The organism is Mycobacterium decipiens, from assembly GCF_963853665.1.
Taxonomy (GTDB): domain Bacteria; phylum Actinomycetota; class Actinomycetes; order Mycobacteriales; family Mycobacteriaceae; genus Mycobacterium; species Mycobacterium decipiens.
In genome coordinates, this window is sequence record NZ_OY970459.1 from 1,989,960 (window position 1) to 2,005,369 (window position 15,410).

Annotated in this window: 13 protein-coding genes; 7 read left to right on the forward strand and 6 right to left on the reverse strand. The window is 68.2% G+C overall.

Features of this window, described 5'->3' with window-relative positions:
* Positions 1-19 precede the first annotated feature (19 nt).
* The 3 genes from AADZ55_RS09125 to AADZ55_RS09135 are packed head-to-tail and all read right to left on the reverse strand — an operon-like array spanning position 20 to position 1,579.
* Positions 20-451 carry a DUF4247 domain-containing protein gene (locus AADZ55_RS09125; protein ID WP_085327271.1) on the reverse strand — a complete coding sequence of 144 codons (432 nt, stop codon included), beginning with the start codon at positions 449-451 and terminating at the stop codon, positions 20-22.
* Positions 448-951, reverse strand: a complete 504-nt coding sequence (locus AADZ55_RS09130; protein WP_085327261.1) for a DUF2617 family protein — start codon at positions 949-951, stop codon at positions 448-450. The genes AADZ55_RS09125 and AADZ55_RS09130 overlap by 4 nt, the downstream gene beginning before the upstream one ends.
* 19 nt (positions 952-970) lie before the next feature.
* Complete coding sequence (locus AADZ55_RS09135) at positions 971-1,579, reverse strand: DUF4178 domain-containing protein (RefSeq protein WP_085327272.1); 609 nt, start codon at positions 1,577-1,579, stop codon at positions 971-973.
* A 347-nt stretch (positions 1,580-1,926) separates the two neighbouring features.
* Here AADZ55_RS09135 and ruvC point away from each other — a divergent pair, with 347 nt between their 5' ends.
* From ruvC to ruvB, 3 genes are read left to right on the forward strand one after another with little or no spacing between them, the layout of a single operon-like run.
* A complete protein-coding gene (gene ruvC, locus AADZ55_RS09140) occupies positions 1,927-2,481 on the forward strand; it encodes a crossover junction endodeoxyribonuclease RuvC (RefSeq protein ID WP_085327262.1) in 555 nt (184 codons plus the stop codon).
* Positions 2,478-3,071 (forward strand): Holliday junction branch migration protein RuvA, encoded by a 594-nt coding sequence (ruvA, locus tag AADZ55_RS09145; protein WP_085327263.1) that lies wholly within the window; start codon positions 2,478-2,480, stop codon positions 3,069-3,071. The genes ruvC and ruvA overlap by 4 nt, the downstream gene beginning before the upstream one ends.
* A complete protein-coding gene (gene ruvB / locus AADZ55_RS09150) occupies positions 3,068-4,105 on the forward strand; it encodes a Holliday junction branch migration DNA helicase RuvB (protein ID WP_085327264.1) in 1,038 nt (345 codons plus the stop codon). Before ruvA ends, ruvB begins: the two co-directional genes overlap by 4 nt.
* A 31-nt stretch (positions 4,106-4,136) precedes the next feature.
* Here ruvB and AADZ55_RS09155 read toward each other — a convergent pair whose 3' ends face one another.
* Positions 4,137-5,762 (reverse strand): PE family protein, encoded by a 1,626-nt coding sequence (locus tag AADZ55_RS09155; RefSeq protein WP_341286286.1) that lies wholly within the window; start codon positions 5,760-5,762, stop codon positions 4,137-4,139.
* Positions 5,763-5,929: 167 nt separating this feature from the next.
* On the opposite strand from AADZ55_RS09155, the gene AADZ55_RS09160 reads away from it, so the two are divergent.
* Entirely contained in the window at positions 5,930-6,697 is a 768-nt protein-coding gene (locus tag AADZ55_RS09160; RefSeq protein ID WP_242670354.1) for a hypothetical protein, read from the forward strand.
* Positions 6,698-6,738: 41 nt separating this feature from the next.
* On the opposite strand, the gene car is transcribed toward AADZ55_RS09160, so the two are convergent.
* Positions 6,739-10,254 (reverse strand): carboxylic acid reductase, encoded by a 3,516-nt coding sequence (gene car / locus AADZ55_RS09165; protein ID WP_085327182.1) that lies wholly within the window; start codon positions 10,252-10,254, stop codon positions 6,739-6,741.
* Between the two features lie 183 nt (positions 10,255-10,437).
* Positions 10,438-11,778 carry a 4-aminobutyrate--2-oxoglutarate transaminase gene (gabT, locus tag AADZ55_RS09170; RefSeq protein WP_085327183.1) on the reverse strand — a complete coding sequence of 447 codons (1,341 nt, stop codon included), beginning with the start codon at positions 11,776-11,778 and terminating at the stop codon, positions 10,438-10,440.
* 164 nt (positions 11,779-11,942) lie between these two features.
* Here gabT and yajC point away from each other — a divergent pair, with 164 nt between their 5' ends.
* The 3 genes from yajC to secF all read left to right on the forward strand — a co-directional run bounded on the left by yajC (position 11,943) and on the right by secF (position 15,409).
* On the forward strand, positions 11,943-12,302 hold the full coding sequence (yajC, locus tag AADZ55_RS09175) for a preprotein translocase subunit YajC (protein ID WP_085327184.1): 360 nt from the start codon (positions 11,943-11,945) through the stop codon (positions 12,300-12,302).
* Positions 12,303-12,409: 107 nt separating this feature from the next.
* Positions 12,410-14,107, forward strand: a complete 1,698-nt coding sequence (gene secD / locus AADZ55_RS09180) for a protein translocase subunit SecD (RefSeq protein WP_085327185.1) — start codon at positions 12,410-12,412, stop codon at positions 14,105-14,107.
* 3 nt (positions 14,108-14,110) lie between these two features.
* Positions 14,111-15,409 (forward strand): protein translocase subunit SecF, encoded by a 1,299-nt coding sequence (gene secF / locus AADZ55_RS09185; RefSeq protein ID WP_085327186.1) that lies wholly within the window; start codon positions 14,111-14,113, stop codon positions 15,407-15,409.
* The last annotated feature ends 1 nt before the right edge of the window (position 15,410 follow it).

Below are 15,410 nucleotides of genomic sequence, written 5' to 3' on the forward strand. Positions count from 1 at the left end.
TCTCCTTTGCGTTCCGGCCTTACTTGCTTCCGCCCGGGCCGCCGGGGCTGCCCCCCGAACCGCCCGACGGCGACCCGGGGGTAAACCCGGGGCCGAGGAAGATATACGCGCCGTGGTTGTATCCCGCGCTCAAGTGTTCGACGCGGATAACGCACGGATAGGTGCCGTCCGGGCCGACGGACACGATGTTGTTGCGGTAGCGCAGGTACTCGGTGTCGCCGTAGGACGCGCGCGCCGCGGGGGCCCGGTACTTGGCGAGCGTGTCGGCCACCTGTTTTGGCGATCCGGTGCACAGATAACGCGTTCCGTTCACATCGCGGGATTCCTCGCGATAGTGCGACGCGATGTAGGAGCCGACATCCCTGTTAAGCAACGTAATTCCGGAAATCAGGGACACCGTGGCGGCGACCGCAAGCACGGCGGCAACCCCGAACAGCCGGTTGCGGCTCATGGCCGCCACCGGCTCGCCGTATGGACCACCGTCCCGCCGGATGCACTCGGGTACAGGTGCCACGTCCGCCAACGCCAGCCGGTCAAATAGGGTTCGGCGGCCAGCGCGGTCAACGCGGCGTCGTCACCGGGAAACACGCCGCCGAGCCACCCGGTTTCCAGAGCACAGCGTTCGCGAAGGTCGCGCGCGAGCCGGCGAAACGTCACCTCGTCGTGGGTGTGGGTGCGGGATTGCAGGTCATAGCCGGGTGCTTCGGTGCGCTCGGGCAGTTCGCCCCCGTGGCTGCGAGCGGTGCAGGACACCTGTTCGGAGAAGCCGCCGGTGGGATGCTCGACCGTGACGACGTGTGATGCGCTCAGAACGCCGAGCTGCAAGAGGCCACCAACCGGGTGGGCCAGTCGACAGGTGGCCAGTGGCCGCGGCGCGGGCACGTTGAGCGCCAGACCAAGCCGTTCCCCTGATACGTCGGCCGGGGTTACGGCGAGCTGATGAAGCGGCACCGATCTGGTCCTCTGGGTCCTACGCCGAGGCGGGGGGCGCGGGGTAGACGGTGAGCTCGCCGGGCAGCACGGGCTTGCCGGTGGCCACCTCCCAGGGCATGTTCGGCGCCCAGCGCTCGAACGACAGCAGCGCGGACTCGTCGGCGTTGGTGCAGTCGACGTAGTCCATGTCGCCGCCCGCCGGCAGGCCCGTGGTGCCTTCGGTGGTGTACCCGGCCCGACCACGCTCGGTCTGCCGATACGTCACCTCGTCGACCACGTGCTGGCCACCGGGCTGCAAGTCAAGATCGGCGCGTTTCGCCCACATCGCAAGTTCAAGGCGCCCGTCGTCCTCTTCCACGCTGAACCAGACCGGCTGGTCGCCGCCTTCCAACAGATGCTCCCACCACACGAAGGGACCCTCGCGAAAGGTGACCGATCCGCGTACCACGTAGTCGATGCCGCCGTAGCTGACAACCGCACCGGGGCCGAGCTGGCGCGGCCCGAACTGCGGCATGGCGTTGAAGGCGAGCGGATCCCGGCGACCACCCGGCTCGGGTGCTGTCTTGGGCCGCCGGAGGGCGACGACGAGAACGATGATGGCGGCGATGAACAGCGCCACCGCGAGCACAACCAGCAGACTTCCCACACGCACCCTCTCGTACCGCCTACTGCGCCGCGGTTGGTCGATCGGCGGAATATCGATGGTGCGGTTAAGGTAACAGCTTTGATTGCTCCTGGTGTCACAACGGTCCCGCGGTGCCAGCGGATTATCCGAGGTGGCGGTGCCACCCGCAGGTCCGGCGGGCCGGACGGGCGGTCTGCGATCTGGGGTAGCTGGCCCCGTCGCCGCCTGTCGTGCCGGCCGATGTCACAACCACCTGAGGTGGTGCTCGGCGAGGTGATCGATCAAACCGCGCGTGTCCTGCGCGGCGATGTCGGTGGGATCCGCTACCGTATCGAACGGTTGTTCGGAAACGCCTGAGGGAGCATGCGGTGCGGGTGATGGGTGTCGATCCCGGGTTGACCCGATGCGGGCTGTCGCTTATCGAGAGCGGGCGCGGTCGGCAGCTCACCGCGCTGGACGTCGATGTGGTGCGCACCCCGTCGGACGCGGCCCTGTCGGAGCGACTGCTGGCCATTAGCGATGCCGTCGAGCATTGGCTGGACACCCACCATCCCGACGTGGTGGCCATCGAGCGGGTGTTCTCCCAGCTGAACGTCACGACGGTGATGGGCACCGCCCAGGCCGGCGGCGTCATCGCCCTGGCGGCGGCCAGGCGCGGTGTCGATGTGCACTTTCATACCCCCAGCGAGGTCAAGGCAGCGGTTACCGGCAACGGTGCCGCGGACAAGGGGCAGGTCACTGCGATGGTTACCAGAATCCTTGCGCTGCAAGCCAAACCGACGCCGGCCGACGCGGCCGACGCGCTGGCCCTGGCGATCTGCCACTGCTGGCGGGCGCCGATGATCGCCCGGATGGCCAAAGCCGAAGCGCTGGCCGCGCAGCAGCGCCGCAACTATGCGGCCAAGCTGAAGGCCGCCCGATGATCGCCTCGGTCCGCGGCGAGGTCCTCGAGGTGGCGCTCGATCACGTGGTGGTCGAGGCGGCGGGTGTCGGCTATCGGGTGAATGCGACGCCGTCGACGCTGGCGACGCTGCGCCACGGCACCGAGGCCCGGCTGACCACCGCGATGATTGTCCGCGAGGATTCGATGACGCTGTATGGCTTCTGCGACGGGGAAACCCGTGACCTGTTCCTGACGCTGCTGTCGGTCTCCGGCGTCGGGCCGCGGCTGGCGATGGCGACGCTGGCCGTGCACGACGCTGCGGCGCTGCGGCAGGCGCTGGCCGACGGCGACGTCGGGGCACTGACCCGGGTGCCCGGCATCGGGAAACGCGGCGCCGAACGGATGGTGCTGGAGTTGCGCGACAAGGTCGGCCCAGCCGGCGCAGCCGCCGGAGCACCCGCGGTCAATGGCCACGCGGTGCGCAGTCCCGTGGTGGAGGCGCTGGTCGGCCTCGGTTTTGCGGCCAAACAGGCCGAGGAAGCCACCGACAAGGTACTGGCCGGGAGCCACGATGCGACAACGTCGGGCGCCCTGCGGGCCGCTTTGTCGCTGCTGGGGAAGGCCCGATGACTGACGAGCCGGCGGAGCGCGACGTCTCGCCCGCGCTCACCGTCGGCGAAGGCGACATCGACGTCAGCCTGCGGCCCCGCTCGTTGCGTGAGTTCATCGGCCAGCCCCGGGTGCGCGAACAGCTGCAGCTGGTCATCGAGGGAGCCAAAAACCGCGGCAGCACGCCGGATCACATTCTGCTGTCCGGGCCACCGGGCCTGGGCAAGACGTCGCTGGCGATGATCATCGCCGCCGAGCTCGGGTCGTCGTTGCGGGTGACGTCGGGGCCCGCGCTGGAACGCGCGGGCGACCTGGCCGCGATGCTGTCCAACCTGGTCGAACACGACGTGCTGTTCATCGACGAGATCCATCGCATCGCGCGACCAGCCGAGGAGATGCTCTACCTGGCCATGGAGGACTTCCGGGTGGACGTGGTCGTCGGCAAGGGCCCTGGGGCGACGTCGATTCCGCTGGACGTCGCGCCCTTTACCCTGGTCGGGGCGACCACCCGGTCCGGCGCGCTGACCGGCCCGCTGCGCGACCGGTTCGGCTTCACCGCGCACATGGATTTCTACGAACCCGCCGAGCTGGAGCGGGTGCTGGCCCGTTCCGCCGGCATTCTCGGCATCGAGCTGGGCGGCGAAGCCGGCGCCGAGATTGCCCGACGCTCGCGGGGGACGCCGCGGATCGCCAACCGGTTGCTGCGCCGGGTTCGTGACTTCGCCGAGGTGCGTGCCGACGGCGTCATCACCCGTGACGTCGCCAAGTCCGCGCTGGAGGTCTACGACGTCGACGAACTCGGTCTGGACCGGCTGGACCGGGCGGTGCTGTCGGCGCTGACCCGCAGCTTCGGTGGCGGGCCGGTCGGGGTTTCGACGCTGGCGGTGGCGGTGGGGGAGGAGGCCGCCACCGTGGAGGAGGTGTGCGAGCCGTTCCTGGTGCGTGCCGGTATGGTGGCCCGCACCCCGCGCGGCCGGGTGGCCACCGCGCAGGCCTGGACGCACCTGGGCTTGACTCCACCGGTCGGGGTCAGCCAACCGGGGCTGTTCGAGTAGTGGCCGGCGGCCTTACCAAACACCCATCCGGCTAGGGCGATCCGTTCGTCCCGTTGGCGCCGGCCAAAATGCCGCCGCTGCCGCCGGTGCCGCCAACTCCACCGTTGACGCCGTTGCCGCCGTTGCCGCCGAAACCGAACAATGCCGGGACGAAGGAGCCGTCGTTAACTAACCCGATGTTGCCGCCGTCGCCGCCGTCGGCAGCCAAGACGCCGACGCCACCGTTGCCGCCATTGCCGCCGTACCCGATGCTGATGAGGCCGCCAGCGTCGCCGCCGGCGCCGCCCTTGCCGCCCGCTCCAGCGACACTGTCGCCGCCAACACCGCCGGCGCCGCCGATGCTCGGGCCGACGAGCGCGGCACCTTGACCGCCCGCACCGCCCGCGCCGCCGGTGGTGAGGCCGAAGCCGCCGACACCGCCGAGACCGCCGGCGCCCAGGCCGACCAGCACGGCACCTTGACCGCCCGCACCGCCCACGCCGCCGGTGTTGCCGACGCCGCCCAGGCCGCCGAAACCGCCGACGCCCAGACCGACGAGCGCGGCGCCGATGCCGCCCTGGCCACCCGCACCGCCTTCGCCGCTGTCGCTGCCACCACCAATGCCGCCGGCTCCCGCCTGGCCGAGGCCGAACACGCCGGCGCCTTCACCGCCGGCGCCACCGGCACCGCCCACGCCGGCGGCACCCGTCGCGGCGCCACCGGCGCCACCGCCCCCACCGAGGCCGAAGAGGTAACCGCCGCCGGCGCCGCCGGCGCCGCCGGCGCCACCGGCATCGACGCCCAGTCCGCCGACGCCCCCCGCGCCGCCCACGCCAGCGAACAGGCCGTTTCCGACGCCGCCGGCGCCCCCGGCGCCGCCGGTCGTGCCCGACCCGCCGGCCCCGCCGGCACCCGCGAGTCCGAATGCGCCGCTGGCGCCGCCGGCCCCGCCGTCCCCGCCGGTTGAACCGGGACCGGGAGCGTTACCTCCAGCGCCGCCGTTGCCGCCCCAGCCGAACAATGGGGCATTTCCGCCAGCCCCACCAGCACCACCCGGACCAGCGAGCACTGAACCACCGGCGCCGCCGGCCCCGCCGCTGCCGACCAGCCACCCCCCGGTGCCGCCGGCACCGCCGGCCCCACCCATAAAGCCGTTCCCGCCGGCCCCGCCGTTGCCGACCAAACCCGCGGATCCACCACTTCCGCCGTTCTCGCTGGCGACCCCGCTGGTGAAGCTAAAGCCGTTGCCGCCGTTGCCATACAAAATCCCACCGGCGCCGCCGTTGGGACTTGCCGCGGTCCCGTTCGCGCCGTTGCCGATCAGCGGACGCCCGAACAACGCCTGAGTGGGCGCGTTCACCACACCCAAAATGCCGCTCTCCAACGCTTGGGCAGCGTTGGCCGCCTCCGCACCCGCATACGCCCCACCGGCAGCGGTCAACGCTTGCACAAAACTCTGATGAAACTGCGCGGCCTGAGCGCTCAGCGCCTGATACTGCCCGGCGTAGGCACTGAACAGCGACGTAATGGCCACCGACACCTCATCGGCACCGGCCGCCAGCATCCCGGTTGTTGAGGTTGCCGCGGCCGCGTTTGCCGTGCCGAGCGACGTACCGATGCTCGCCACCTGCTGCGCCGCCGTCGCCAGCATCTCCGGAGTTGCGATAAGGAACGACATCAGAACCCTCCGTAAAAGTGATTTGGCACACATTACCCGCGTACCAGCGACGGATGAGCAATATCGGCGGATCCGATCTGTACGCAGTGACCTGGGTTACATTGCCGCGCTCTTCGGGTACTCAGTCGATGCCGGTGTATCCGGTGTCTACCGAGGAGATGTTTGTTATGAAGAGCGCGGAAAGCGACCGTCCCAGCAGGTTGTGGATGCCACGCTCCCGCGGCGCGGTGAGCGGATTGCTGCTCATCATCCTGGGCGCCTGGGGTGCGCTGATACCGTTCGTCGGTCCCTACTTCAATTTCGCCTATACGCCCGGTCAGCAATGGGTGTGGACCGCGGTTCGGGGCTGGCTTGAAGTGTTGCCCGGAATCGCCACTGTGGCAGGCGGTCTGCTGCTGATCGGTTCCAGAAATCGCGTCAACGCGATGTTTGGCGGTTGGCTGGCGGTGCTCGCCGGTGCCTGGTTCGTGGTCGGCGGCTCGTTCGCCCCCGTGCTGCGCATCGGAACTGTCGGCGATCCGGTTGCGGCAACGGACTTCAAACGAGCCCTGCTCGAGGTGTCGTACTTCTCGGGCCTGGGTGTGCTGATCGTGTTCCTGGGCGGGGCTGTGTTGGCCCGCCTGGTGGCTCGGTTGGCGCGTGATGTCCAACCCGCGGAATCGGTAGCGCCCGCAGAGCCCGCCGAATCGATACCGGTCAGGCATGCGGCACCGGAACCGTCAGCGGACGCGGAAACCGAAGCGCAGCCGGAGCCGGAGGCGCAGCCAGAACCGCAGGCGCAGCCAGAACCGCAGGCGCAGCCGGAACCAGAGGCGCCGGCAGAACGGGTGGCGCCCGCGGAAGCGGCGTCGGGCACCTCGCTACGGCACCGGCTGGGCGGCCTGTTCCGCCGCCAGCGTGCCGGCGCGTCGGCCGGTCACCGCGACACGGCATAGCTATTCGGGCGCACCGGGCCTGCTTTGCCGATGGTCCGGTGTCAGAGCAGCCCGAGTAGTCGCAGGTCGCTGACGTACTTGGCGATGATCGGCGCGCAGATGTGCGGAATGTCTTTATCGGGGCCGATCTTCGCTTCCTGGACGGCGGCTCGGAACCGGTCGGTGGGCGCCGTCGATCCGCACACCGGCTGGTCGGGCTGCCGGTAGTTGTGCAATAGCGGCAGTAGTGAACTGTGGCGCTGCCGGTCCGGCAGGGCGCGCAGCGAAGTCTCGAACCGGTGCAGCCACTCGCCGTAGTCGCCAATCCGTTGGATGGAGCAACCGGCGTCATTGAGCCAGTCGACGAACTCGTCCAACCCGATGCCGTCGTCGTAGGGGTTCATCACGTGATAGGTGTGGAACCCTTCGCCGCTTTGGGTGCCTAGCACCGAGATTGCCTCGGCGATGAATTCGACAGGCAGACCGTCATAGTGGGCGCGTTGCCGGTGGCCGGCGGTGTCTTGCTGGTAGAAGGAATCCGGCGCGATACCGGTGGCCGCCAGGCTCAGCATCAGCCGGGTGAACATGTCCGGCACGTTGAGCTGACCGGCATAGGTGGTGTCGGCCAGGATCATGTCGCAGCGGAACACCGCGACCGGCAGCCCGCACAGCTCGTGGGCCTCGCGCAACAGCACTTCTCCGGCCCACTTGCTGTTCGCATAGCCGTTGGCGTAGCTGTCGTCGACGTTGCGGGTAGCGCTGACGACCCGGATGTCGGCGTCCTCGGTGAAGGCCGCCGGCGGGATCTGGTCGCCCACCGCGATCGTCGAGGTGTAGATGTATGGCTTGCGCTTGCCGGTCAGTGCCAGCCGAAGCAACTCGGCGGTGCCCAGTGCGTTGGGGCCGAACAGCTGGCGGTACGGCAGCACGTGGTTGACCAGGGCCGCGGGGTCGACGATCAAGTCGACTGTGTCGGCCAGCCGCTGCCACGTCGGGCGGTCCAGGCCTAGGTCGGCATCGCCCTTGTCGCCGGCGATCACCTCGAGGTGATCGGATGCCAGGTCTTGGTAGTGCCGCAGCAGCTCCGGATCGCCGCTGTCGAACGTCTTGTCCAGCCGGGCCCGCGCTTGGGCGTCGGACTTGGCCCGGACCAGGCAGATCAGCTTGCCGTCGACCAGGTCCATGCGCTCGAGCCATTCCAGCGCCAGGTAGCGACCCAAGAAGCCGGTGGCGCCGGTCAGGAGCACGGTGCGCACCTGGCCGTTCGGGGCCGGCAGGTTCGGGGCTGCCGCCAGGGTGGCGGCGTCGATGAACTTGTCCAGGGTGAGGTCGCTCGCGTGCACCTGGGTAGCCGGTTGCTCGCGGGGCCCGTGTACCGAGGCGAAGGTGGGCCGCTGGGCGCCGGGTGTGCGCGCCGCCTCGATGTAGCCGGCCAGGGCCTGCAGGTCGGTTGCCGGGCTGACGATGACGCCCACCGGCACGTCTACGCCGAAGATCTCATGCAGCAGGTTGGCCAACGACAGCGCGGAGAGCGAGTCGCCGCCCAGGTCGGTGAAGTGGGCGTTCGGCCGCACATCGCCAGCCCCGGAGCCCAGCAGCGCCCCCGCGGCGCGACACAGCGTCTCGAGCACCGGCCCATCGGCACCGCTTTGTCGCAGCTCGCGTAGCTCGTTGGCCTGGCCGTCGGCCAGCTTGGCGTAGAGCTCTTCCAGGCGCTGGCCGTAGTGCTTCTTCAACTGCGGGCGCGCCAGCTTGCGGATGCCGGTGAGCAGGCCGTTCTCCAGGGCGAACGGCGTGGTCTCGATGATGAAGTCGCGCGGGATCTCGTAGGTCTGCAGGCCGGACGCCTTGGCGACCTCCTGCAGGGAATCGCTGAGCAGCGGCTTGAGCCCGGCGAGGCTATGGCGAAACAGCGCATCTTCGGTGGGAACGATCACCGCGAGCAGGTAGGCCCGGGCGCTGTTGCCGTAGATGAAGATCTGCCGGATCAGCGGGCTGTCGCCGAAAATCGTCTCCAGCTTCGACACGGCGACGAATTCGCCCTGGGAGAGCTTCAGCACGTTGTTGCGACGGTCGAGGTAGACGAACTGGTCGGGGCCGACCTCGGCCACGACGTCACCGGTCCGGTAGAAGCCGTCGGCGTCGAAGACTTCGGCGGTGACTTCCGGGCGCTTGTAGTAGCCCGGGAACAAGCTCTGCGTCTTGACCAGCAGCTCGCCCCGGGGATGGGGCCGGTCGGTGCGGAAGTAGCCCAGGTCGGGCACGTCGACCAGCTTGTAGTCGATCACTGAGGGGCGCCGCACGATGCCGTCCATCAGAATCATGCCGGCCTCGGTGGAGCCGTAACCCTCCAGCAGATGCACATCCCCCAGCAGCGTCTCGACCCACGTCTTCATTTCGTCGGAGATGGGCGCGGAGCCGGTCAGCGCCGCGACGAAACGCCCGCCGAGCAGGTTGGTTCGCAGCTCGGCCCGCACCTGTTCTTCCAACGCCGCGCGGTCGCCGCCGTCCACCAAACGCCGGTCGACCTCGCTCTGGAACTCGGCGAACACCATGTCCCAAATGCGCGGCACGAAACTCAATTCGGTGGGCCGCACCGCGGCGAGGTCCTCGAACAGGGTCGACAGGTCGCTCTTGGCGACGAAGTACGCGGTGCCACCGTTGGAGAGCGTCCCGTACAGCATCTGCCGGCCCATGACGTGACTCATCGGCATGAAGTTGAGCGTGATCGATGGGTAGCTGGTCGGCTCGAACCAGGCACTCGACTTGCGCCAGAAGTTCATCAATCGGGTCTGGCGGTACATGGCGCCTTTGGGCGCGCCGGTACTCCCGGAGGTGTAGATCAGCAGCGCCAGTGTGTCGTCGGCCGGATCGGCGATCGGCGTGGCCGGCAGCGTCTTCCCGCGCTCAAGCACCTCGGCAAGTGTCTCGATGATCACCGCACCGGCCAGACGAGCTCGGGCGGCTTCGACCGCGTCGCGGTGTGCGTCAACCTCGGGGTGGTAGTCGAACACGACCAGCCGGGCCGGCGCGTGACCGGTCCGCACCAATTCGACGGCGTCACCGAGATTGTCGATGCTCGCGGCGAGCACGGTCGGCTCGGTCTCGGCGACGATGGGGCGCAACCCGCTGACCGGCGCACTGGTCTGCAGCGGAACTGACACGGCGCCCAGCCGGACCAACGCGATGTCGATCATCGCGTAGTCGACGCTGTTGAAGCCGAGCACGCAAACGCGGTCGCCGGGCCGGACCGCAGGCTCGGCGCTCAACGCGTTGGCGAACGCGCCGGTGCGGTCCCATAGCTCGCGGTAGGTCAACATCTCGAACTCGGGCAGCAGCTCGGCCGTGGTGCGGCCGGTGGCGGGGTCGGTGACGAAGTGGATGGCACGCCGGCCGAGCGCCGGCCGATCGGCGTAACCCTGCATGACCATGCGGATGATCTGCGCTGGCGTGACGCCGGCCTGATCGATTGCCTGGGTGATCGCCTCGTTGGGCTTGGCGGCGGCGAACTGTGTGTCGTTGGCAAATAGGTCTGCTACGCGGCGTGCCAGCCGTTCCGCACGGTTGTTGATCGACATGACAGGTCACCTCGGAATGACGAACGGGTCGGGGAGCTCACGGCGCGACGGTGCGCCGGAAACCAATAAAACGTTAGCGAAAGTAAATATATTACTCAAGGCTGCGCCTAGCGAACCCGCTGCTGATGGCTGTGAGATGCACCACGCGATGATGTCGGCGCCGCCGGGCCTGCCTGGGGCCTGTCAGAGGCCGGCCAGGATCCCGCACACGATGTCAAGACCCTCCGACAGCAGCTCGTCGCTGATGGTCAGCGGTGGCAGCAGCCGGACGATGTTGCCGAACGTGCCGCAGGTCAAGATGATGACGCCGGCCGCGTGGGCCGCGGTGGCGAGTTTCGCGGTCAGCCCGGGGTCGGGGTCGGTGGTTCCGGATTTGACCAGTTCGACGGCGATCATGGCGCCGCGGCCACGCACGTCGCCGATCCGGTCGTCGGCGGCTTGCAGCGGCATCAACCGGTCGGTCACCAGGCGCTCGATCTGGCGGGCCCGCTCGATCAGGCCATCGCTCTCGATGGTCGCGATGGTGGCCAGTGCGGCCGCGCAGGCCACCGGATTGCCGCCGAAGGTGCCGCCCAGGCCGCCGACATGGGGGGCGTCCATGATCGCGGCGCGGCCGGTGACCGCCGACAGCGGCAATCCGTCGGCAATGCCTTTGGCCGTGCAGATCAGGTCGGGCTCGATGCCCTCGTGCTCGCAGGCGAACATCGCTCCGGTGCGGGCAAACCCGGTTTGCACCTCGTCGGCGACGAACACCACGTCGTGCTCGCGGCACCAGTGCAGCAGGGTGGGCAGGAACCCCTCGGCCGGAACGATGAAACCGCCTTCGCCCTGAATCGGCTCGATGATGAGGGCGGCCAGGTTGGTGGCGCCGATCTGCTTGTCAATGACGCTGATGGCCCGGGCCGCGGCCAGCTCACCGTCGGTGGCCAATTCCTTGTCGAGCAAGCCATCCCGATACGGGTAGGACAGCGGCGCGCGGTAGATCTCCGGCGCGAACGGACCGAAGCCGCTCTTGTAGGGCATCGACTTGGCGGTCAGTGCCATTGTCATGTTGGTGCGGCCGTGGTAGGCGTGGTCGAAAGCCACCACGGCGGGCTTGCGGGTGTAGTAGCGCGCGATCTTGATGGCGTTCTCGACCGCCTCGGCGCCGGAGTTGAACAGCACCGAGCGCTTCTGGCCGGAACCCGGCGTGATCCGGTTGAGCTGTTCGGCGACGGCAACATACCCCTCGTAGGGCGTCACCATGAAGCAGGTGTGGGTGAACTCCGCCACCTGCGCGCGTATCGCGTCGACGACGCGCGGGGACGAGTTGCCGACCGTCGTCACCGCAATGCCCGAACCCAGGTCGATCAGCCGGTTGCCGTCGACGTCCTCCACAATGCCGCCGCCGGCGCGGGCCGCGAACACCGGCATGGTGACCCCAACGCCACGAGGCAGCGCCGCGGCCCGCCGGCTGGACAGTTCCAGCGAGGCCGGACCCGGGATTTCGGTGACCAGATGCCGACTCTGCTGCAGGCTGGCCACAGATCCTCCTCAACCGGCTGGCCGGTCACGTCGCGGGTAAAGCCTAGCTGTTGGCCGGGGTTTCCGGCCTGCCAGACTGGACGGGCACACTGGATCGTAACGGGGTGCGCGGCCGGCGGGTCGGCCCGGCACCGCGATCGCCATACCGAACGAAAGACAGGTTGATGGACAGTCTCGTTTTGTTCTTGCCGTTCCTGCTCATTATGGGTGGGTTCATGTACTTTGCTTCGCGCCGCCAGCGGCGGGCGATGCAAGCCACCATCGATCTGCACGACTCGCTGCAGCCGGGTGACCGGGTAAACACGACTTCCGGACTGCAAGCCACCATCGTCGAAATCGCCGACGACACCGTCGACCTTGAGATCGCGCCCGGGGTGGTCACCACGTGGATGAAGCTGGCGATTCGTGACCGGATCCTGCACGACGACGACCTCGATGAGGATTGCGCCGACGACATTGATGAGGAGTCGGCCGACGACACGGACACGGTGACCGGCGAGAGCCGGGTGGCCAAGGAATCCTGATCGCGAACCGGCCGGCCGGCACCGACGAGCCGCGTGCGCGACGCGCCCCAGCGCGACACGTAGGCTCTGTCGGGGGTAGAAACTGATTTCGAGGAGATTGAAGGAACGTGGCATCGTCTTCGGCGTCGGTGCATCCTGCCCGCTACCTGTCGGTGTTCCTGGTAATGCTGATCGGCGTCTATTTGCTGGTGTTTCTCACCGGGGACAAGCGAGCCGCCCCCAAGCTCGGCATTGACCTGCAGGGCGGCACCAGGGTCACGCTGACCGCGCGTACTCCGGACGGCTCGGCCCCGACCCGGGAAGCGCTGGCGCAGGCACAGCAGATCATCAGCGCGCGGGTCAACGGGCTGGGAGTCTCCGGTTCGGAGGTGGTGGTCGACGGTGACAACCTGGTCATCACCGTGCCCGGAACCGACGGCAACGAGGCCCGCAACCTCGGACAGACCGCTCGGCTCTACATCCGGCCGGTGCTCAACTCGATGCCGGCGCAACCCGCTCCGCAAGAAGCGCCGCCGCCCGGTCAACCCGCCGCACCGCCGTCGCCGCAATCGGGTGCGCCGGTGTCCCCGAAACCGGGGACCCAACCCCGGCCGTATCCGCAGGACCCGGCGCCCACACCGAGCCCGGCGCCCGGCCCAACCGCGCCGGCGCCGCCCGCTGATGCGCCTGCGCCGCCGGATCCGCGCAAGGATCTCGCCGAGCGCATCGAGCAGGAGAAGAAGTGGCGGCAGAGCACCAACCAGTACATCCAAATGGTCGGCCTGCAATTCCAGGCCACCCGCTGCGACAAGGACGACATTCTGGCCGGCAACGACGACCCGAAGCTGCCACTGTTGACCTGCTCGACCGACCACAAGACCGCTTACCTGCTGGCACCGTCGATCATCAGCGGTGACCAGATCCAAAACGCCACGTCGGGTATGGACCAACGCGGCATCGGCTACGTCGTCGATCTGCAGTTCAAGGGTCCGGCGGCAAACATCTGGGCCGACTACACCGCCGCCCATATCGGCACCCAGACTGCCTTCACACTGGACTCGCAGGTCGTCAGTGCACCGCAGATCCAAGAAGCGATCCCCGGCGGCCGGACCCAGATCAGTGGTGGGGATCCGCCATTCACCGCGTCGACCGCACGCCAGCTCGCCAACGTTTTGAAGTACGGGTCGCTGCCGCTGTCCTTCGAATCGTCGGAAGCCCAAACGGTTTCGGCGACCTTGGGGCTGTCGTCGCTGCGAGCGGGCATGATCGCGGGTGCGATCGGCCTGCTCTTGGTGCTGGTGTATTCGTTGCTCTACTACCGGGTGCTGGGATTGCTCACGGCTTTGTCGCTGGTCGCTTCCGGCGCCATGGTGTTCGCGATCCTGGTGCTGTTGGGCCGATATATCAATTACACCCTGGATCTGGCGGGTATTGCGGGTCTGATCATCGGTATCGGCACCACCGCCGACTCGTTCGTGGTGTTCTTCGAACGAATCAAAGATGAGATTCGCGAAGGCCGTTCGTTCCGGTCGGCGGTGCCGCGCGGCTGGGCGCGCGCCCGCAAGACGATCGTGTCGGGCAATGCCGTCACCTTCCTGGCCGCTGCGGTGCTGTACTTCCTGGCAATCGGCCAGGTGAAGGGATTCGCGTTCACCCTGGGCCTCACCACGATCCTCGACGTCGTCGTGGTGTTCCTGGTGACCTGGCCGCTGGTGTATCTGGCGTCCAAGTCGTCGATGCTGGCCAAGCCGGTATACAACGGCCTGGGAGCTGTTCAGCAGGTTGCGCGCGAACGCCGGGCCATGGCTAGGACGGGACGGGGATAGCGGATGGCGTCGAAAGCCAACACCGACAGGAACACCGAAGCCAGTTCGGCGGTCGAACTGACCGACGGCGACGCCACGACGGACACGGCCGGAAAGCCGCCGCACCACAGCTTCCTCTCGCGGCTCTACACCGGCACGGGTGCGTTCGAGGTGGTGGGACGCCGCCGGCTGTGGTACGGCGTGAGCGGTGCGATCGTCGCGGTCGCCATCGTGAGCATCATCTTTCGCGGGTTCACCTTCGGGATCGATTTCAAGGGCGGCACCACGGTGTCCATGCCCGCCGCGGGCGGGAAAAGCACCGCCCAGGTCGAACAGGTCGAGGACGTCTTCTATCGCACCCTCGGCAGTGAGCCGCAATCGGTGGTGATCGTCGGGTCCGGGGCCTCGGCGACGGTGCAAATCCGTTCGGAGACGCTGACCAACGACCAGACGGCGAAACTGCGTGACGCCCTGTTCGACGCATTCGGACCCAAGGGAACCGACGGCAAGCCCAGCAAGCAGGCCATCAGCGACTCGGCGGTATCGGAGACCTGGGGCGGTCAGATCACCAAGAAGGCGGTGATCGCGCTGGTGGTGTTCCTGGTGCTGGTCGCCCTCTACATCACCGTGCGCTACGAGCGCTACATGACCATCTCCGCGATAACGGCCATGATCTTCGACCTGGCCGTCACCGCCGGTGTGTACTCCCTGGTGGGCTTCGAAGTCACCCCGGCTACTGTCATCGGCCTGCTGACCATTCTCGGTTTCTCGCTCTATGACACCGTCATCGTGTTCGACAAGGTCGAGGAGAACACCCACGGCTTCCAGCACACCACCCGGCGCACCTTCGCCGAGCAGGCCAACCTCGCGATTAACCAGACGTTCATGCGGTCGATAAACACCAGCCTGATCGGCGTGTTGCCGGTGCTGGCGCTGATGGTGGTGGCGGTCTGGCTGCTGGGCGTCGGCACCCTCAAGGACCTGGCGCTGGTGCAGCTGATCGGCATCATCGTCGGCACCTACTCGTCGATCTTCTTCGCGACGCCCCTGCTGGTCACCCTTCGTGAACGCACCGAGCTGGTGCGCAACCACACCCGCCGGGTGGTCAAGCGGCGCAACTCCGGCGCGCCGGCGGGATCGGCCGACGTCAGTGCGGACCTCGAGGAGCAACCGGACGCCGCTGAGGAAAAGTCGCTGGTGGCGAGCGGGCAGGCCAGCGGCAACGTCGCGGCGGCACCGAACAAGCCGGCGCCGGGGGCGCGCCCGGTGCGTCCCACCGGTACCAGGCGTCCGACCGGCAAGCGGAACGCCGGCCGGCGGTAGT